The following is an 18633-nucleotide window of genomic DNA, read 5'->3' as shown; positions in this document are numbered from 1 at the left end:
AGCATATGATAATGGACTCACAAAAACAAATGCAATTTATGCAGATTGCTATGAAATACTTACCTGAAGCAAAGGCGATCTTAGATGAATCAGGAATACAGTTAGATATGTCTAATATGCAACCGGTAATAGAATTATTAACAAAGGTAATGTCAGACGCATATGAATTAGGAAAAAATGAAGCTAGTGAAAATCAATAATATATAAAAATAGACGCTATCATAGCGTCTATTTTTTTTGCTTAAATAAATCTAAAAGTGGAGCAAGCTGCTGAACCATTGGTTTAAAATGCTTCATATTCCCCATCAGTTCATCAACACTTTGTAACATGGTAAACAGGTCAAAATCACCTTGAGTTGTAGTTGTGGCTTTGTTATGATCATTCTCTGCTAATAGAGGCTCTTTAGGTTGTTCCTCTTCTTGTTCCGCGGCTTTACCACGTCTTGAGCCAAACATTAATTGGTCAAAACGCTGGTGTTTATTATAATTCCCCTGATCTTTCTCTTGATTAGTATCATCGCTCATACCGTACACCTCCTCGGAATGATGCTAAGAATAACGATGTGTGTTAATTGTCTCTATTATAAAATATGAAGCATCGTCTACTTTGCCATAGACAGCTGTCCTTAGAATGTAAAATTTAAAATGATTGAAAAATAGGAACATTTACTATAAAATTAGTACCAAGTCATAATATTTGATAACAAATTATAAAGGGGTTTTTTTAATGAATGCTGGGATCATTGGAATTGGCCGTTACTTGCCTGATAAAGTTCTCACAAATGCTGATTTGGAGAAAATGGTCGATACTTCAGATGAGTGGATTCGTACAAGAACAGGTATAGAAGAGAGAAGAGTTGCAACTGATGATATAGATACATCTGATATGGCATTCTTTGCTGCTCAAAAGGCAATTGAGAATGCTGGTATTACTGCGGAAGATCTTGATTTAATTGTAGTCGCAACGGTCACCCCAGATTCTCCTTTCCCGTCTGTTGCCTGCTTAATTCAAGAAAAGCTTGGTGCAAAAAATGCAGCCGCATTTGACATTGGTGCAGCTTGTGCTGGTTTTATATATGGAATGGTTATGGCTAAACAATTTATTGAATCAAAGGTATACAAACATGTATTAGTTGTTGGTGTAGAAAAGCTTTCAAAAATCACCGATTGGAGTGATCGTAATACAGCTGTTCTTTTTGGTGACGGAGCTGGTGCAACGGTTATGGGGCCAGTTTCTGAAGGGAAAGGAATACTTTCCTTTGAGTTAGGCTCAGATGGTACAGGCGCAAAACACCTTTACCAGGATGATTACATTGTTATGAACGGAAGAGAAGTATTTAAATTTGCTGTCCGCCAAATGGGTGAATCAAGTTTAAATGTTTTAGAAAAGGCAGGTTTAAGTAAAGAAGATGTTGATTTCTTGATTCCACATCAAGCAAACATTAGAATTATGGAAGCTGCTAGACAACGTTTAGAGCTACCTGAGGAAAAGATGGCAAAAACGGTAGGAAAGTATGGGAATACGTCAGCATCCTCGATTCCGATTGCAATAGTTGAAGAACTGGAAAAAGGGAGAATTAAAGATAATGACCTTCTTGTCATGGTTGGTTTTGGTGGAGGACTCACATGGGGGGCAGTTGCTCTTCGATGGGGAAGATAAAAAGCTTAAGTAAATAAAAAACCTAATATATAGTAATTCTTAAAAGGAGTGCTACTAAATCATGCTAAAAAAACGAGTAGTTGTAACAGGACTTGGAATATTATCTCCTATCGGAAATAATTTAGAAACAACGTGGAATAATTTAATTAACGGAGTATCAGGAATTGGTCCACTAACTCGAGTGAACCCAGATGATTTTCCAGCAAAGGTTGCGGCTGAATTAAAAGATTTCGATCCTGAGACTTATATGGACCGTAAAGATGCAAAGAAGATGGACCGTTTTACTCAATATGCAATGGCTGCATCATTAATGGCTGTAGAAGATGCCAACCTAAAGATTACAGACGATAATGCTCCCCGAGTTGGTGTATGGATCGGTTCTGGAATCGGTGGAATGGAAACACATGAAGAACAATATAAACAATTCCAGGCAAAGGGATACCGCCGAGTAAGCCCATTTTACGTACCAATGATGATTCCAGATATGGCTGCTGGTCAAGTATCAATTGCAATTGGTGCAAGGGGAATTAACTCATGTACAGTAACGGCTTGTGCATCTGGAGCAAACTCCATTGGTGATGCTTTTAAAGTAATCCAACGAGGTGATGCTGATGTTATGGTGACTGGAGGAACAGAAGCTCCATTAACAAACATGGCATTCGCCGGGTTTAGCTCAATGAAAGCACTGTCGTTTAACCCAGACCCGGCATCAGCAAGTCGTCCATTTGACTTAAATCGAGATGGGTTTGTTATGGGAGAAGGAGCAGGAATCTTAATTCTAGAGGAACTGGAACATGCTGTTGCAAGAGGTGCTAAGATTTACGCAGAAATCGTTGGATATGGCGCTACTGGTGATGCTTATCATATTACTCAACCTGCCCCAGCAGGAGAAGGTGGAGTAAGAGCAATGAAGCAAGCACTTCAGGATGCAGACTTACGTCCAGAACAAATTACCTACATGAATGCTCATGGTACAAGTACACCATATAATGATAAGTATGAAACAATGGCAATAAAAGAAGTGTTTGGCGAGCATGCTTATAAAATGGCAGTTGGTTCGACTAAATCAATGACAGGTCATTTATTAGGAGCAGCCGGAGGAGTTGAAGCGGTATTCTCCGTAATGGCTATTTCAGAAGGAGTCATTCCTCCTACCATTAATATTCAAACACCTGATCCTGATTGTGATTTAGATTATGTTCCTGATGAAGCAAGAAAACAGGATGTTTACGCAGTGTTAAGTAACTCGCTTGGATTTGGTGGACATAACGCTACATTGATTTTCAAAAAGCATGAATAGGAATAGAAACCTACCATGGAAATATTTTGGTAGGTTTTTTTTATAATCTATCAGGTATAATGAAATTATTCAGCTAACAAGTTTTCTTCTCTCTCATATAATAGCGATATGAAATGAAGAGGAGTGAACAAGGTTGAGCGTAGTAAACACGAAGAAATGGTTATCTGAGCATGGTGAAAATCCAATCAAGCTTTGCGAAAAGCTAATCAAATACTTTAATGGTAGTTCTCAAAAAGAAATTTATGATTATCTTTGCTTATATGGAATGTATAAGCCTTCAATCTTTAATAAACGTAAAGAAATTGAACAACTAATTACATCTAACTACTGGAAAGAAGTAAACAAGCATTATACTTCTCTAAGGTTAAAATTTAAAGGTCCTGATATTCCTATATTTATATTCCCAATCAATCAACGAAATTCGAGAATGATGGAAGAAAATAAAGGGAAGTCAGGACTTGCTTTTTATGATAAACTATTCTTATTTCTATCTCCAAATATGGAGGAGATGGAGTTAAAAGCGTTGATAACCCATGAATATCATCATGTTTGTAGACTGGATTCAATGAATCAAAAAGACGAAGAACTTACCTTATTAGATACCATCCTATTAGAAGGGATGGCAGAACATGCAGTCAAAAAGGAATGTGGAGAAGAGCGCAATGCTTTTTGGACCAAGCTGTACCAAACAGAACAGCTTGAGAAATGGTATAAGGAAATTATACTCCCTAAACAGAATATCACCAAAAAAGATCAGTTATTTCAAGAGCTACTTTACGGTATGAAAGGTTATCCTCGTATGTTGGGTTACTCAGTTGGTTTCTATTTGGTTGAACAAATTATTGAGAATCATAAATATACTTTACATTCTCTTGAAAAATTGACTAAAAAACAAATTTGTAAAATAATCCAATCACAAACATGAAGAAGCCTATGATATCAACGTTAATCAAATATTCAAAATATAAAATTATTAATTTGCTGCAAAAAGAGTGTTGCAATTGTAATGATTCTGTAATAATATGAAACTCAGATAACATTGGGAATTATCAAAATATTCAGAGGTGTGATAATGACAAAACTTAAACATAGCAATGGAGCACCGGTCTTAGAGATTAAGGATTTAAAAACAGGTTTCCGTATTGGTGGTAAATATTATAATGCAGTAGACGGCGTATCTTTCTCAGTAAAGCCTAAACAAGTAATTGGTATTGTTGGTGAATCAGGCTGTGGGAAAAGTGTTATGTCACTATCTATTATGGGTCTTCTACCAAAAGAAAACGGTAAAATTGTGAATGGTGAAATTCTGTTTCAAGAACGGGATCTTGCAAAATTAAAAGATAAAGAGATTAATAAAGTAAGAGGAAAAGACATTGGGATGATCTTCCAAGAACCAATGACATCTCTTAATCCTGTATTTACAATAGGATTTCAAATTCAAGAAGCATTGTTAAATCACACAGATTTAACAAAAAAAGAAGCTCGTTTAAAGAGTATTGCTTTATTAAAGAGTGTTGGGATTTCTAGACCTGAAAAAATTGTCGACGAATATCCGCATCAATTATCAGGTGGTATGAGACAAAGGGTCATGATTGCAATTGCAATTGCCTGTCAACCTAAAATCTTAATCGCGGATGAGCCAACCACTGCACTTGATGTAACCGTTCAAGCACAAATTCTTGAACTGTTAAAAGAAATTCAAGAAGTTAATGATATGTCCGTATTATTAATTACCCATGACCTTGGAGTAGTTGCAGAAATGTGTGACGAGGTTATCGTAATGTACGCGGGTAGAATTGTCGAAAAAACAGATGTAGATACATTGTTCCACGATCCTAAACATCCATATACGAAGCTACTTATGGGTGCGATTCCGAAGATGGATGAAGAAGTTGAAGAGTTAAGTACAATTAAAGGTATTGTACCGTCTCTAATTAATATGCCAGAGGTTGGGTGCCGCTTTGCTGACCGTTGCCCACAAGCAACTGCTGAATGTAAAACGATTACACCACAGCTTGCTGAAGTAACCCCAGGACATGATGTATCCTGTCTGCTGTACGACGTTAGCTATCCTAGAGAAGGGGTGAAGGTAAACTAATGAGCCAAGCAGTTAAAGAAAAAGACATACTATTAGAAGTTAAAAACCTTAAAACTCATTACCCTATCAAAGGTGGATTTTTCAGACGTCAAATTGGAGCTGTAAAAGCTGTAGATGGAATCTCATTCGAAATTAACAAAGGTGAAACGCTTGGACTAGTTGGAGAATCTGGCTGTGGTAAATCAACAGCTGGAAGAACTATTTTACGATTATTAGAACCAACAGAAGGACAAATTATCTTTGAAGGTAGAGATATTACCAATCTACGTGGAACATCACTTAGAAAGATTAGACAAGACTTTCAAATGGTGTTTCAGGATCCTTATGCGTCTTTAAACCCAACTATGATGGTAGGACATCTTGTTTCTGAACCAATTCGTAACTACACAAAGAGATCTGAAAAAGACTTGCAAGAAGAAGTTATGGAATTGTTAACAAAAGTAGGCTTACCAAGAGATGCATATTATAAATATCCACATGAATTCTCAGGTGGACAACGTCAACGTATTGGAATCGCTCGTGCTCTTGCACTAAGACCGAAACTAATCATTGCCGATGAACCAGTATCAGCACTAGACGTGTCAGTTCAGTCACAGGTATTGAATTTACTAAAAGAGCTACAAGATGAATTTGAATTAACGTTCCTGTTTATTGCTCATGATTTAAGTGTTGTTAAGCACATGAGTGATCGTATTGGTGTTATGTATCTTGGAGGATTAGTAGAACTTGCAGATAAGGGCAGTCTATATAGTGAACCATTACACCCATATACACAGGCACTTATTTCAGCAATTCCTGAGCCAGATCCAAGAAAGAAGAAAGATCGTATTATCCTAGAGGGGGATGTACCAAGTCCGATTAACCCGCCTTCAGGATGTACATTCCATCCGCGTTGCCGTCATGCAATGCCAGAATGTCAGACAGTTATTCCTTCTTTAAAGGAGGTGAAGCCAGGACATAGAGTTGCTTGTCACCTTTATAATTAAAGAGAGACAAATGTTTTTCTAAGTTCTAGCTGGTACAACCTTTAGAGAATATTAAAATTTTTATTGGGGGGAAATCAATGAAAAAGTCAGTCCTATGGCTAGTAGCTATGCTATTAGTACTATCAATGTTCCTTGCTGCTTGTAGCGGTGGAGCGAACGAAGAGCCTGCTGAAGAAAAGCCAGAAGAAACTACTGGTGAAGAAACAACTGAGGAAGAAGCTACAGACGAGCCTGTTGCAGGTGGAGTAGCAACTTACGCTTTCACACAACCTTTTAAAGGTGTATTAGACTTTGCATTCTATGAAGGTCAAGATGATTCACTAGCTTTATCATTTATGTCTGAAGCATTACTTGCAACTGGTGATGATTTATTACCAGAGGCAAACGTAGCTACTTGGGAATTTAACGAAGATCAAACACAATTAACGTTTAAAATTCAACCAGGTGTTAAATGGCATGATGGTGATGAGTTAAAAGCTGAAGATATGGAGTTTGCTTGGTATGTAATCGCTGATAAAGATTACCCTGGAACTCGTTTTACTAACGTATCTATGATTAAAGGTGCACAAGCTTATAAAGATGGCACTGCTGACAAAATTGAAGGTATTACTGTAGTTGATGATTACACAATTACTGTTACTGTTGAAGAGGCAGTTGTAAACCTTCTTGATAACATTTGGACTTACCCAATGCACAAGGATCACTATGCTGGCATTGCAGTAGCTGACATGATTGATTCTCCACAAGTTCGTCAAAATCCTATGGGATTCGGACCGTTTAAAGTGAAGAACATTGTTCCTGGTGAAATGATTGAATTCGAGCGCTTTGATGATTACTGGCAAGGTCCAGCATTACTTGATGGCGTAGTATACAAAGTTATCGATCCTGCACTTGCAAGTGGATTACTTGAGAGTGGAGAAGTTGATATCATGGAAGCACCATCTGATCAATACCCAGATATTAAAGAACTTCCTAACTTAAATCTTTTTGAAGAGCCAAGCTTAGGTTATAGCTATATTGGATTTGACTTTGGACGTTATGATGCAGAAGCTGGTAAAGTTGTATCTGACAATCCTAAGTTCCAAGACAAAGCTTTACGTCATGCAATGGCACATGCTTTAGACCGTCAAGGTATCTTAGATGGATTTAGTAACGGTTTAGGTCAACTTCTAAACGTTCCACTTCCTTCTGTATCATGGGCTAAGATTCCAGATGATCAAATCAATTCTTATGAGTATGACCCAGCAAAAGCAAAAGAAATTCTTGCTGAAGCTGGTTATGTTGACAAAGACGGAGACGGCTTTGTTGAAGATCCAAAAGGTGAAAAGTTCACTGTAAACTTTGATGCAATGAGTTCAACTTCAACTGCTGAGCCACGTGCACAATACATCCTTCAAAACTGGAAGGACGTAGGAATTGATGCTCGTCTAAACGGTGGAGCATTAAAAGACTTCAACTTATTCTATGATTCAATCGATGCTGATGACCCAACTTTCGAAACATTTAACGGTGCTTGGGGACTTGCAACAGATCCAGATCCATCTGGTATTTGGTTAAGCACTGATAAGTGGAATATGATGAGATGGGCAAACGAAAAGTCTGATGAGTTAATCAAGGCTGGTGTTAAGTTCCCTGAAGATACAAGTAAAGATGTTCTTGAACACCGTAAGGAAATCTATTACGAGTGGCAAAAACTTGTAAACGATGAGCTTCCATCAATCTTCATGTTCCAACCATTAGATGTATATGCAGCTAACAAGCGTCTTCAAAACGTTGATGCTAATGCATTTACAGTACAAAAAGATGTTCACTTATGGTGGATCAAGGAATAATTGATAAAAGTTAAATAACAATGACGCGGTGGGAGGAAACTCCCACCAAGTCTTTGTAAAAAAGTAATTTGAGTTCTTACTGTCGGTTATCCCCCACGAATTGTTTGGTTAGTGGAGGACAACCGACAGTAAGAGCATAATAAATAAATAACAGATAAGGGGAATTCATAATGCTAATTTACACACTTCGTAGATTACTAGGAATGATTCCATTACTTTTCCTTATCTCAGTAGTGTGTTTCTCCCTAGCGAAGCTAATGCCTGGAGACGCACTTACTGGAAAAGTAGATCCATTAAACTCAAGCCCAGAATATATTGATGAAATGCGTGAAAAGATGGGATGGAACGATCCTATTCATGAACAATATTTATCTTGGGTTGGTGGGATTCTACAAGGAAATTTCGGTGATTCATTTAATCATAAAATGCCAGTAATGGAACTAATAGGATCTCGTTTACCTAACACTATATTCTTAGCCTTATTTGCTTTATTAATAACATATGTTCTTGCATTTGTAATGGGACGATATGCAGGTCGTCATCCATATAGCATAGGAGATTATGCTATATCCTTTTACAACTACCTTGGATTAGCTATTCCAAGTTTCGTAGCAGCTTTAGTAGCGATTTGGATTTTTTCTTTCCAGCTAGGCTGGGTTCCAGCAACAGGTAGTATTGGTATTGGAGTAGAGCCAGGAACTTTAGATTTCTATTTAAGTAAACTTAAGCACACTTTACTTCCAGCAATTGTTCTAGGAGCGTTTGCGACAGCAAGTTATACTCAGTTTTTACGTAATGATATGATCGAAAGTTCTAGAAAAGATTATGTAAGAACAGCAAGAGCAAAGGGTACAAAAGAAGGTACGATTTTTAATAAGCATATTTTACGTAACTCATTAATTCCAATTGTAACGCTGATCGGTTTTGACTTTGCTAGTTTAGTAGGTGGAGCTGTTATTACAGAAACAATCTTCACATACCCTGGAATTGGTTATCTATTTGTTGAATCGATTACAGCACGTGATTATTCTGTAGTATTAGCAATTACTCTAATGCTAACTATCTTTACACTAATTGGAAACTTACTCGCGGATATACTATTAGGATTAGTTGATCCACGTATTAGATTAGAATAGAGGTGAAACCATGGAACCAGTTACAAATAACGAAAGCTCAGTAGTAGTAAACAAACAGAATACTGTAACAAAGGGACAATCTCCATGGGCAATTGCACGAAGAAAGTTTGTACGTAATATTCCAGCAATGCTCGGATTAGTATTTCTACTATTCATTACCTTTGTTTCGATGTTTGCTCAATATATTACAGTACCATTAGAGGATGTTCAGAAAGTAAATTTATCTCAAATGGCAAAAGAACCTTCATCTGAATTTCTATTCGGAACTGATAAAGCAGGTAGAGATGTATTTCAACGATTGCTTTATGGTGGTAAGGTTTCATTAACACTAGCATTTACGATTACTTTTTGTATATCTGTAATTGGAACTCTAGTTGGTGCAACTGCAGGTTTCTTCGGTGGGAGAATTGATAATATCCTGATGCGTTTTACTGATTTTATCTTAACTTTCCCATTCCTAATCTTTGTTATCGTATTAAGCTCAATTTTCCAAGGTTCAGGTATAATGACATTAATCGTCGTAATTAGTTTACTCTCTTGGGGTGGACTTGCACGTTTAGTACGTAGTAAAATTTTAGCTGAAAAAGAAAATGAGTACACTTTAAGTGCGATCTCAATTGGTTGTTCACCATTTAAAGTTATTACAAAACACTTATTACCAAACGTTATGTCAACAATTATCGTTCAAGCAACTTTATTATTAGCTGTTATGATCGTAGTTGAGACTGGACTAAGCTTCTTAGGATTTGGTGTATCATCATCTACTCCGACTTGGGGTAACATGCTTCAAGAAGCAAGAAGCCCAGATGTTTTAAGTAAAAAGTGGTGGATTTGGATTCCACCTGCAGCTGTTATCACTTTAACAATCCTTTCAATTAACTTTGTTGGTGAAGGCTTAAAGGATGCATTCAATCCTAAATCAAGTCGTTAAAACAGAAAAACCATCACATTTGTGATGGTTTTTTTTCTATGGTAGTTAATTAACTCAGGTATAGCTTCCTATATGTATCTGTTCCCTGCACAAGTGATCCTTAATAATTCCACTTCCCTAATTCCTTTTTACTCGTAAACTCCTTCAAATTAACTTTTTCAACTGAAATTAAATGTAACTCTGAATTGAAATCTGAGATTCATTTATTATTGAATACGTACATAAGTGCCTAACTGCTTGTCATATATATTATTAATAGTCGGACAAGGTATTAAGTGTTAGGTTGAATCGTTTTTTTATAAGAGTACTTATGAAAATTGATATAAAAAGCAAAATTGTTTTTACATAAAGCATGATTAATAGGGTCTAGAAAAGAAACAACAAAAGGACTAAGGGAAGGGAGGAATAAAACAATGGTATTTCGGTTATTTTTATTTCTAATCGGATTTGGTATTTCAGTGGCAGGTGGTGTTTCTACTATTGCATATTTAAATGTATTAACACATGGTCATGGATTGTATGAGTATTTCTTTTTTATATCAAGAAGAGTTGAATGTTATCTATTACCTTTAGGCGTATCATTCATATGGCTAAGTATATACTTACCACCAACAAGAAGTTAGGTACATTAGCTATTTATTGAAGAACTTTCCCTGACTGGAATAAATTAGACAAGATATGCCTATACTGATTCATAACAAACAGATATAAAGTGAGGGATCATATATGTTGTATCTGCATGATGTATGGGTGAATTGGTTTGAGGGCGAAGAAAATGGTTATAATGTTTGCCACTTTCATGAATGGCGTAAGGATGATCGAGTTGAATTACTAGATCAAGTGCCATTGATAAAGGTAGATTCTACATTATTTCATTATATTGAAAATGATTTAATGGAAATACCAGGGCAACTTATGAATGATATCTTTCATAAAGCATATTTGCGCAAAAACCATGAGCGTATTCAACTAGAATACTGTTTTATCGTTACAGATGGTGTAGGCATTTTAGCTGTTGATACGATCGGCTACAATATACCAATACGTAAAAGTCGCCTCATACCTAGACAGGAGCAACTAGTATACGATATGGTTGCCGAACTAGAACCACGAAGCTACCAATTTAATGCAGCCAAGATTGATACATATAAGGAATATCATATTCTTTCATTATCTCCACAATACATGAGTGGTTTAACTCGAAAAGAACGTCAATTAAAGCAATTATTATTTATGGCCCTTGATCAGCTTTATAATTCTAAGAATGTAGCCGAAATTCGTTATTGGTATACAGATTGGGATCCGTCAAAATATAATGATATTCAAAAAATGGAACTAGATGAAGTATGGGAACACCTTATAGAGGAAGTACAGTATGGATGGAGCGAACGCCATGTTGAACTGTGTGAGAACCTAATAAAAGGACAACCTTTCTTCGAGAAGCTTTGGGAACTAGAGCATGAAACAAGAGTAAATTAAAGGGATGCAAAGTTGCATCCCTTTTTTTGATGATATAAAGTCAGTTGATTAAGGTATTATAATTGCTTACCATTTTCTCTATCTAAGGTTAACGTTTTCTACCAAGTCCCATTCCGTTTTCCATTTTACGGAGCATTTTACTTGCCACCTTATTTGCTTTTTCAGCACCTTGATCCAAATAGGTATCTAATAGTTCAGAGTCAATTAACTGATGGTATTTCTCCTGAATCGGCTTAAGAGAATCTACTACCACTTTAGCCACATCTGCTTTAAATTCACCATAGCCTTTGCCAGTATATTCTTCTTCTAATTGTGGAATTGTTTTATTTGATAGAATCGAATAAATAGTTAACAGATTAGATACACCTGGTTTATTTTCCTTGTCATATTTAACAATGCCTTCAGAATCTGTTACTGCACTTTTAATTTTCTTTTCAATTTGCTTTTCATCGTCTAGCAAAAAGATCGTTGCTTTAAGATTTTCATCAGACTTACTCATTTTTTTAGTAGGCTCCTGTAAGGACATTATTCTCGCACCTACTTCTGAAATTCTTGGTTCTGGAATCGTAAAAATATCGTTATATTTTTTGTTAAAGCGTTCTGCTAAATCACGAGTAAGCTCAATATGCTGTTTCTGATCATCTCCAACGGGAACTAAATCTGTATTATAGAGAAGAATATCCGCTGCCATCAGTGGAGGGTAAGTAAGTAAAGATGCAGACACCCCCTCTTTTCCATGTGATTTATCTTTGAATTGTGTCATTCTCTCGAGTTCTCCGATGTAGGATATGCATTGCATCATCCATCCAGCTTGAGCATGTGCTGGAACCTCAGACTGAATGAAGAGAGTAGACTTTTCTGGATCAATACCGGCTGCAATGTAAACAGCTGCTAAACTTCTAATGTTTTTACGCAATGCTAGGCGATCCTGAGGGATTGTTATTGCATGTTGATCAACGACACAAAAGAAGCAATTATATTCATCCTGTAGTGTTGGGAAATGCCGTAAAGCACCAAGATAATTTCCTAATGTTAGTGAACCACTAGGTTGGATTCCAGAAAAGATTGTTTTCATGTTAATTCCTCCTAATTTTAGGCAACAAAAAAAGCCATTCATCCCCTTACTAATAGGGACGAATGACCGTGGTGCCACCCTAATTATTTTGCATTTCTGCAAAATCACTTTACTCCTGCTGTGTTGATACAGGGTCCATTTTAACACTTGGACATGCGTTAAAGCCTACTTTGAATGTAATTCATTTCGGTTTAAATGCTCAAAAGCCCATTCTATGTAGTTCCTTACCTGTTTGCAGCACCACAGGCTCTCTGAAAAGGATTTCTACATATACTATCTTTCTCATCACATGAATTCATAATTTTTATTAATTATATAAAAAGATGATTTCTTTTACAAGTATTATCATCATTATGATGTACTCTTAAGTGTATTTTATACCTCTAAATCACCTAAAACACTCCCCATATATACTACAATTTGGAGCCGCTCCATCATAAATGTCCAACTTCATATTGTGAGACACTAGAGAATGTAGAGAAAATTCTATAATAACGCATGATTGATGACAAGTCATTCATAAGATGATATATAGGCAAGGTTAAGGTTTACCTATTCCTTTGTTTTAAATCCAATGATAAAGCTTTGTGTGAGCCAATATCAGAAAATGTAACAAAGATAGGAGACTCAAAATGGTAAATATATTTAAAGCAAGTGTGGTGTTAACACTAAGTACAATCCTGTTATATACAGGAGGAGCGAATGCCGAGGAGATCAGAACGAGTTCAGAGCATACCACGAAAGTAGTGTCACTTGAGAATAAGCTTCTTCCAGAAGAGGTTCCACGATTTATGTTTGATTCAGGATTCACGTTTAATTACCCTGATGCCATTAGAGGAGTATATGTAACGGGTCATTCGTTTGGAGGAGGCCGGTTTGAAAAGCTCGTTAAACTTATGGATGATACTGAATTGAATGCAATGGTTGTGGATATTAAAGATGATTGGGGTCATCTTACCTATGTGCCAGAGGAGACATCGCCCTTATATTCAATCGGTAAACCTTACATTAAGAATGTTCGTGAAAAAGTAAAGGTTCTTGAAGAACATCAAATATACCCAATCGCTAGGGTAGTTGTTTTTAAAGATAGCGTATGGTCTAAGGAACGCCCAGATTTATCATTTACTGAAAACGGTCAGGTTTGGAAAAATGGTCGTGGAGAGTCATTTGTTAATCCGTTCTTAAAAGAAGTATGGGATCATAATGTTAACATTGCAATCGAGGCAGCTAAGCTTGGTTTCCAGGAAATTCAGTTTGATTATGTGCGTTTTCCTGAAGGATTTGAAAAAAGAGATGAAGAATTAGGATATGGTATGGGTGAATATAAAGATCTGCCGCTAGAAAATGTTCAAAAAAGAGTAAAAGCGGTAACTGATTTTGTCGCTTATGCCAAGGAACAGCTTGAACCTTATAATGTGAAGGTTTCAGTCGATATCTTTGGTTATACGGCAACCTTACCAGAAGCTCCTGGTATTGGTCAAAACTTCTCCAAAATATCCGAGCATGTAGATGTTATATCCTCTATGATCTATCCAAGTCACTGGACCTCTTATTTTGGAATTGCCAAACCAGATCTAGAACCATATAAGCTGGTTACAGAATATGCAAAAGTGGAAAATAAAAAACTTCTAGAACTTGAAAATCCACCAATATCTAGACCATGGATTCAAGATTTTACTGCTTCTTATTTAGGATCAGGAAACTATATAAAATATGGTAAAGAAGAAGTGGAAGCACAAATTCGAGCTTTAAATGAAAATGGGATCAAAGAATTTTTACTATGGAACGCCGGTAACACCTACACTACTAATGTTGACTATACTCCAGTGGATTAGTTCTTAAAAGCCACAAAAAAACTGCACCTCCTATAGGTGCAGTTACTTTTTGCTCTTACCACCAACATTATTCCAGCCTACTTGTGTTTTTGCAGATTGATTAAAGCTTTCGGGATCGCCTTCTCCACCAGCTAGCTTTTCCCCGATACCATTTGTAATAACACCAATTGTCGCTGTAAACCCAATCACTAAAAGGGCAACTAAACTAAAGTCAATTATATATTCAATCATGGTTTATACCTCCAAGTATTGCTTCTCCTTCTATTGTAGACAATGTTTAATCAAATGAAAAGAGGGGTAACTTACTTTTATAAGAATCTACACGATAAATTGGGATCATGAATATATTAGATAAAATTGCTTTTAATTTAGATGGATATACATTCTCCTATCCTAATTGCGAGAAGAAGAAGAGGCATATGCCGTGAATTGCGTTAGAATAAAGATAAATGTATAAGATTCACACTTTTTGTATGATAAAATTGCGTGAGACGAGACGATTATTGCGTGAGAATGCAAAGCAATTGCATAGTTCACCACTCAAAGGGAACTTCGCACTTTATTATTAAAGGGAGAAGATTATATGAATTGGTATGAAAAATTAAATCAGTATTTTCCAGTTGAAGAAATGAAGTCTAAAGAGCATATGGAGATTTTATTAAAGGAACAGGGAGATATTTATCATAAAGATGAAGGACCACATCACGTATTGATGTATGCAGAGTTAGATGACTTTTTATTTATTGACTATTTATTCGTCTCAAAGGATGCTAGAGGTATGGGGCTTGGTCACAAGTTAATTGAAAAACTTAAGGAAAAAGAGAAATCAATTATTCTTGAAGTAGAACCCGTAAATTATGATGACTCAGATTCTGCGAAAAGACTTCGTTTTTATAAACGAGAAGGGTTTGTTCATGCAAAATCAATTGGTTATAGAAGGAAATCATTAGCAACAAATGAAGTCAATGCATTGGAGATTTTATTTTGGTCGCCCGAGCAGGAGGATGAGGAGGCCATCTATGAAGGTATGAGGAAAACGTATGAGATGATTCATACGTATAAGGATGAGCAACTATACGGGGAGTCATATCAAAAGGTTGATGAGGTTCTTACTTTTGATGAAGAAGAAGGACCAAATAAAGACATTTTAAAAAACATTTAAACGCAAAAAGGGAGTGTAGCTACACTCCCTTTTACTATTTGTAAAAGCCTTATGAATGTTTAGTCAAAATGAATGTCCTCTGAGAACTCTTTCTGTTTCTTTCGGTCAAACAATAGATACACCGAAGGAATAAACAGTAAAGTGATTAATGTTGCTATACTTAGCCCGAATACAATAACAATAGCCATGGGTTGCTGTATTTCGGTTCCTTCACCGAACCCTAGAGTTAAAGGAATTAATCCTAAGACCGTAGTTAGGGTTGTCATAAAGATTGGCCTTAGTCGTGTTGGTGCTGCTAGCAAAATAGCGTCTAGGGTCATCATTCCACGTTTTTTCTGCAGATTAATGGTCTCCACAAGTACAATGGCATTGTTGACGACTATACCAGCTAATATCAGCATACCAACAAGTGAGCCAACTCCAAACGGTTGATTTGATAGTAATAAACCCAGAATTACACCAATAATGGCTAGTGGAACAGAAAACATGATAATAAACGGATAGAGAAACGATTCAAACTGACCAGCCATAACCATGTAAACTAATACAACGGCAAGAGCTAAGGCAAGTGATAGCTTGAAGAAAGCATCGTTCATTTGTTCATCTTGTCCACCAAATGTGATTTTGTATTGATTAGATGGGAACTTAATATTTTCTTTTAATGATTCTTCAATGTCTTTCGTCACATCTCCTAAGCTCCGATTCAATATCGATGCTCTTACGGTAATCTCTCGAACACGATTGGTCCTAGTAATTTGACTAGGGCCTTGATCTCTTGCAATTTGAGCAACGGATTGAAGAGGGATTTTTTGCCCAGTCGGTGTCGAGATTAATAGCTCAGACAGATTTTCGATAGAGGAAGTGTACGTACTCTCTACCATTAAACGTATATCTAACTCATCACCATTACGAGCCAAGCGACTAGCAACAACACCTTTCGTAGCGTTTGTAACTGCCGACGCAATTTGGGCACTACCGATTCCAAACTGACTGGCTGCTGCACGATCAATAATAACTGATATTTGCGGGTTGCCTTCTGTATAATTAGAAGAAGGCTCTCTTACTCCGTCAATCTCTGATATAAGGTCTATAGTATCATCAGCAAGTTCTTGTAGGACATCAATATTGGGCCCGGATATGGTCAGGGATACAGGATCATCTGAAAATCCTCCATCACTGGCCTCAACTGATACCTTCGCATAAGAAAGATCCGAAACCCTTGTACGAATTTGTTCAGCGACTTCTTGATCTGATTGTGCTCGTTCATCCTTAGGTACTAAGAGAATCGTATAGTTAGCCTGATTTGTCCTTGTGCCAGCAACTACAGAAAAATTATTACCTCCACCTATCGTTACAAAGGTAAGATCAATTTCTTCAATATCCTCTATTAATTTATTTACTCTTTCAGTCACTTCATAAGTTGCATCTAACGACTTTCCTTCAGGTAGCTTAACTGTCATATTAATATAGCTCTGATCTTGAGCAGGTAGATACTCTGTTCCAATAAAGGGAATACCAGCAAGTGAAACAAGAACACAGCTTATCGTAATAATCACTGTTTTTTTCGGGTGACGAAGTGAAAACTTTAATAGCTGCTTATACTTATCAACTATCTTCGTAAATAAAGTAATGGAGTGCTCTTCTTTCTGTGCTTTTGTTTTTAAAAATAATGATGAAAATAAGGGTACAATGATTAGTGCAGTGAATAATGATGCAAACAATGAAAAGGAAACGACAATTGCAAGTGGTTTAAATAGCTGAGCAGCTAGACCTTCAACAAAAATAATAGGTAAGAAAACAATGATTGTTGTTAAAGTTGAGGCGATAATTGCTGGTCCAATTTCTGTTGTTCCCTGAATGGCTGCATCCTTCATGGAGAGCCCTTTTTGTCTTAGTCGGTAAATATTCTCTAAAATGACAATGGCGTTATCTACCATCATTCCAATACCTAGTGCAAGTCCACCCATGGTTATAAGATTAAGAGTATGTCCACTAAAATACATGAACACAAATGTTGTAACAATCGAAATAGGTATACTGAAACCAATGATTAAAGTGCTTCTAATATTTCGCAAAAATAAGTAAAGCACTAGTGAAGCAAGAATGCTACCAATAATCATATTGGATGTAACTGCCGATATAGATTGATTAATAAATTTACTTTGATCAAAAACAGTTTGGATTTCAATTCCCTCAGGGAGCTGTGTTTTTATTTGATCCAATACTTCATGAATTTGTTCTGCAACTGCAACAGTATTGGTACCAGACTGCTTTAAGATTGAAATACCAACGCTTGGCTCGCCGTTTAGGAAACTAAGTTGGTTATAGGGTTTAAGGGATTCCTCCACCGTCACTAGTTGATTCAACGGGATAATTCCGTTGTTCGTTGGAATCGGTAGTGTTTCAATATCTGAAATGGATTGAAACTGTCCTGTTACTCTAATTGGTAGCTGCTGAGTTTGATCAGTAATTGATCCCGCAGGAAGATTTAAGTTTTCTGCCCCAATGATTTGTTGTAGTTGTTCTAGTGTCACATTATAGGTGGCAAGTTCTCTTGGGTCGACGATGAGCTTTATTTCATTCTCTACTCCACCCTCAACGGTTACCGATGCAACACCTTCAATTGAGTCTAGAAGGGGCTTTATTTCTTCCTCTGCTAATTGTTTAGCTTCTATCATTTCATTACTTACATCTTTTACAGCTAGTTGGATAATTGGTAAATCACTTGGATCAAACCTTACAACTCTTGGTGATTCGACTCCTTGAGGTAGGAAGTCACGTACAGTATCAATTTTCTCCCTCATATTTAGTGCTGCAAAATCCATGTCAGTTCCCCAATGGAAGGAAACAACAACCAAAACCCCTCCATTTTGAGAGTAGGATGAAATCGTTTCTACATTTGGAATCGTACCCATCGCATTTTCAAGTGGTTCTGCTAGTAGATTTTCAATTTCCTCTGGGCCTGCTCCATCATAGGTCGCAGTAATCGCGGCTACAGGAAATGTTAAGTCAGGAAATAAATCGATGGTCATATTTCTGACACTCACGATACCTAGTATAAGAAGTAGGAGAATCACCATCGACATTGCAATCGGTCTTAATACAGCTAATTTTGAAAGGTTCATAATGCCATCTCTTC

Annotated in this window: 17 protein-coding genes and 1 other annotated feature; of the genes, 13 read left to right on the top strand and 4 right to left on the bottom strand. The window is 36.6% G+C overall.

Annotated elements, in window-relative coordinates; genetic code table 11:
- The first annotated feature begins 11 nt into the window (after nt 1-11).
- Nucleotides 12-200: a ComZ family protein gene (locus G4D63_RS02690; protein ID WP_163177417.1), complete on the top strand. Its 189-nt coding sequence runs from the start codon at nt 12-14 to the stop codon at nt 198-200.
- Between the two features lie 28 nt (nt 201-228).
- Here the strand turns inward: G4D63_RS02690 and G4D63_RS02685 are convergent, their stop codons facing one another.
- On the bottom strand, nt 229-525 hold the full coding sequence (locus G4D63_RS02685; protein ID WP_163177415.1) for a hypothetical protein: 297 nt from the start codon (nt 523-525) through the stop codon (nt 229-231).
- Between the two features lie 202 nt (nt 526-727).
- Here G4D63_RS02685 and G4D63_RS02680 point away from each other — a divergent pair, with 202 nt between their 5' ends.
- The 10 genes from G4D63_RS02680 to G4D63_RS02635 all read left to right on the top strand — a co-directional run bounded on the left by G4D63_RS02680 (nt 728) and on the right by G4D63_RS02635 (nt 11422).
- Nucleotides 728-1660 (top strand): beta-ketoacyl-ACP synthase III, encoded by a 933-nt coding sequence (locus G4D63_RS02680; RefSeq protein ID WP_163177413.1) that lies wholly within the window; start codon nt 728-730, stop codon nt 1658-1660.
- Between the two features lie 61 nt (nt 1661-1721).
- Complete coding sequence (fabF, locus tag G4D63_RS02675) at nt 1722-2960, top strand: beta-ketoacyl-ACP synthase II (protein ID WP_163177411.1); 1239 nt, start codon at nt 1722-1724, stop codon at nt 2958-2960.
- Between the two features lie 133 nt (nt 2961-3093).
- Nucleotides 3094-3885 carry a DUF2268 domain-containing putative Zn-dependent protease gene (locus G4D63_RS02670; RefSeq protein WP_163177409.1) on the top strand — a complete coding sequence of 264 codons (792 nt, stop codon included), beginning with the start codon at nt 3094-3096 and terminating at the stop codon, nt 3883-3885.
- A 147-nt stretch (nt 3886-4032) separates the two neighbouring features.
- Nucleotides 4033-5058, top strand: a complete 1026-nt coding sequence (locus G4D63_RS02665) for an ABC transporter ATP-binding protein (protein ID WP_163177407.1) — start codon at nt 4033-4035, stop codon at nt 5056-5058.
- Nucleotides 5058-6044: an ABC transporter ATP-binding protein gene (locus G4D63_RS02660; protein WP_163177405.1), complete on the top strand. Its 987-nt coding sequence runs from the start codon at nt 5058-5060 to the stop codon at nt 6042-6044. The genes G4D63_RS02665 and G4D63_RS02660 overlap by 1 nt, the downstream gene beginning before the upstream one ends.
- 77 nt (nt 6045-6121) lie before the next feature.
- The gene (gene opp4A, locus G4D63_RS02655) at nt 6122-7876 is read left to right on the top strand and encodes an oligopeptide ABC transporter substrate-binding protein (RefSeq protein WP_163177403.1); all 1755 of its coding nucleotides are present in this window, start codon (nt 6122-6124) and stop codon (nt 7874-7876) included.
- A 170-nt stretch (nt 7877-8046) separates the two neighbouring features.
- Nucleotides 8047-9012: an oligopeptide ABC transporter permease gene (gene opp4B, locus G4D63_RS02650; protein ID WP_163177401.1), complete on the top strand. Its 966-nt coding sequence runs from the start codon at nt 8047-8049 to the stop codon at nt 9010-9012.
- 10 nt (nt 9013-9022) lie between these two features.
- Nucleotides 9023-9943: an oligopeptide ABC transporter permease gene (gene opp4C / locus G4D63_RS02645; protein WP_163177399.1), complete on the top strand. Its 921-nt coding sequence runs from the start codon at nt 9023-9025 to the stop codon at nt 9941-9943.
- Between the two features lie 413 nt (nt 9944-10356).
- Nucleotides 10357-10566, top strand: a complete 210-nt coding sequence (locus tag G4D63_RS02640) for a YuzI family membrane protein (RefSeq protein ID WP_163177397.1) — start codon at nt 10357-10359, stop codon at nt 10564-10566.
- Between the two features lie 103 nt (nt 10567-10669).
- Nucleotides 10670-11422: a YjbA family protein gene (locus tag G4D63_RS02635; protein WP_163177395.1), complete on the top strand. Its 753-nt coding sequence runs from the start codon at nt 10670-10672 to the stop codon at nt 11420-11422.
- Nucleotides 11423-11510: 88 nt separating this feature from the next.
- Here G4D63_RS02635 and trpS read toward each other — a convergent pair whose 3' ends face one another.
- Complete coding sequence (gene trpS, locus G4D63_RS02630; protein WP_163177393.1) at nt 11511-12497, bottom strand: tryptophan--tRNA ligase; 987 nt, start codon at nt 12495-12497, stop codon at nt 11511-11513.
- A gap of 51 nt (nt 12498-12548) precedes the next feature.
- Nucleotides 12549-12792, bottom strand: a binding site (T-box leader).
- A gap of 337 nt (nt 12793-13129) precedes the next feature.
- Between trpS and G4D63_RS02625 the strand changes: the two genes are divergently transcribed.
- Nucleotides 13130-14332: a putative glycoside hydrolase gene (locus G4D63_RS02625; protein ID WP_163177391.1), complete on the top strand. Its 1203-nt coding sequence runs from the start codon at nt 13130-13132 to the stop codon at nt 14330-14332.
- 42 nt (nt 14333-14374) lie between these two features.
- Here the strand turns inward: G4D63_RS02625 and G4D63_RS02620 are convergent, their stop codons facing one another.
- Nucleotides 14375-14563, bottom strand: a complete 189-nt coding sequence (locus G4D63_RS02620; protein WP_163177389.1) for a hypothetical protein — start codon at nt 14561-14563, stop codon at nt 14375-14377.
- A gap of 352 nt (nt 14564-14915) precedes the next feature.
- On the opposite strand from G4D63_RS02620, the gene G4D63_RS02615 reads away from it, so the two are divergent.
- Complete coding sequence (locus tag G4D63_RS02615; RefSeq protein ID WP_163177387.1) at nt 14916-15494, top strand: GNAT family N-acetyltransferase; 579 nt, start codon at nt 14916-14918, stop codon at nt 15492-15494.
- 59 nt (nt 15495-15553) lie between these two features.
- Here G4D63_RS02615 and G4D63_RS02610 read toward each other — a convergent pair whose 3' ends face one another.
- A complete protein-coding gene (locus tag G4D63_RS02610) occupies nt 15554-18619 on the bottom strand; it encodes an efflux RND transporter permease subunit (protein ID WP_163177385.1) in 3066 nt (1021 codons plus the stop codon).
- Between the last annotated feature and the right edge of the window lie 14 nt (nt 18620-18633).

This window comes from Bacillus mesophilus, from assembly GCF_011008845.1.
Lineage (GTDB): Bacteria > Bacillota > Bacilli > Bacillales > SA4 > Bacillus_BS > Bacillus_BS mesophilus.
This window is presented reverse-complemented; position numbering and strand designations above follow the sequence as displayed.

Bases quoted from the DNA above. Each gene is read 5' to 3' on its own strand.
- G4D63_RS02690 (WP_163177417.1), top strand. From the start codon at position 12: ATGGACTCACAAAAACAAATGCAATTTATGCAGATTGCTATGAAATAC.
- G4D63_RS02685 (WP_163177415.1), bottom strand. From the start codon at position 525: ATGAGCGATGATACTAATCAAGAGAAAGATCAGGGGAATTATAATAAA.
- G4D63_RS02680 (WP_163177413.1), top strand. From the start codon at position 728: ATGAATGCTGGGATCATTGGAATTGGCCGTTACTTGCCTGATAAAGTT.
- fabF (WP_163177411.1), top strand. From the start codon at position 1,722: ATGCTAAAAAAACGAGTAGTTGTAACAGGACTTGGAATATTATCTCCT.
- G4D63_RS02665 (WP_163177407.1), top strand. From the start codon at position 4,033: ATGACAAAACTTAAACATAGCAATGGAGCACCGGTCTTAGAGATTAAG.
- G4D63_RS02660 (WP_163177405.1), top strand. From the start codon at position 5,058: ATGAGCCAAGCAGTTAAAGAAAAAGACATACTATTAGAAGTTAAAAAC.
- opp4A (WP_163177403.1), top strand. From the start codon at position 6,122: ATGAAAAAGTCAGTCCTATGGCTAGTAGCTATGCTATTAGTACTATCA.
- opp4B (WP_163177401.1), top strand. From the start codon at position 8,047: ATGCTAATTTACACACTTCGTAGATTACTAGGAATGATTCCATTACTT.
- opp4C (WP_163177399.1), top strand. From the start codon at position 9,023: ATGGAACCAGTTACAAATAACGAAAGCTCAGTAGTAGTAAACAAACAG.
- G4D63_RS02640 (WP_163177397.1), top strand. From the start codon at position 10,357: ATGGTATTTCGGTTATTTTTATTTCTAATCGGATTTGGTATTTCAGTG.
- G4D63_RS02635 (WP_163177395.1), top strand. From the start codon at position 10,670: ATGTTGTATCTGCATGATGTATGGGTGAATTGGTTTGAGGGCGAAGAA.
- trpS (WP_163177393.1), bottom strand. From the start codon at position 12,497: ATGAAAACAATCTTTTCTGGAATCCAACCTAGTGGTTCACTAACATTA.
- G4D63_RS02625 (WP_163177391.1), top strand. From the start codon at position 13,130: ATGGTAAATATATTTAAAGCAAGTGTGGTGTTAACACTAAGTACAATC.
- G4D63_RS02620 (WP_163177389.1), bottom strand. From the start codon at position 14,563: ATGATTGAATATATAATTGACTTTAGTTTAGTTGCCCTTTTAGTGATT.
- G4D63_RS02615 (WP_163177387.1), top strand. From the start codon at position 14,916: ATGAATTGGTATGAAAAATTAAATCAGTATTTTCCAGTTGAAGAAATG.
- G4D63_RS02610 (WP_163177385.1), bottom strand. From the start codon at position 18,619: ATGAACCTTTCAAAATTAGCTGTATTAAGACCGATTGCAATGTCGATG.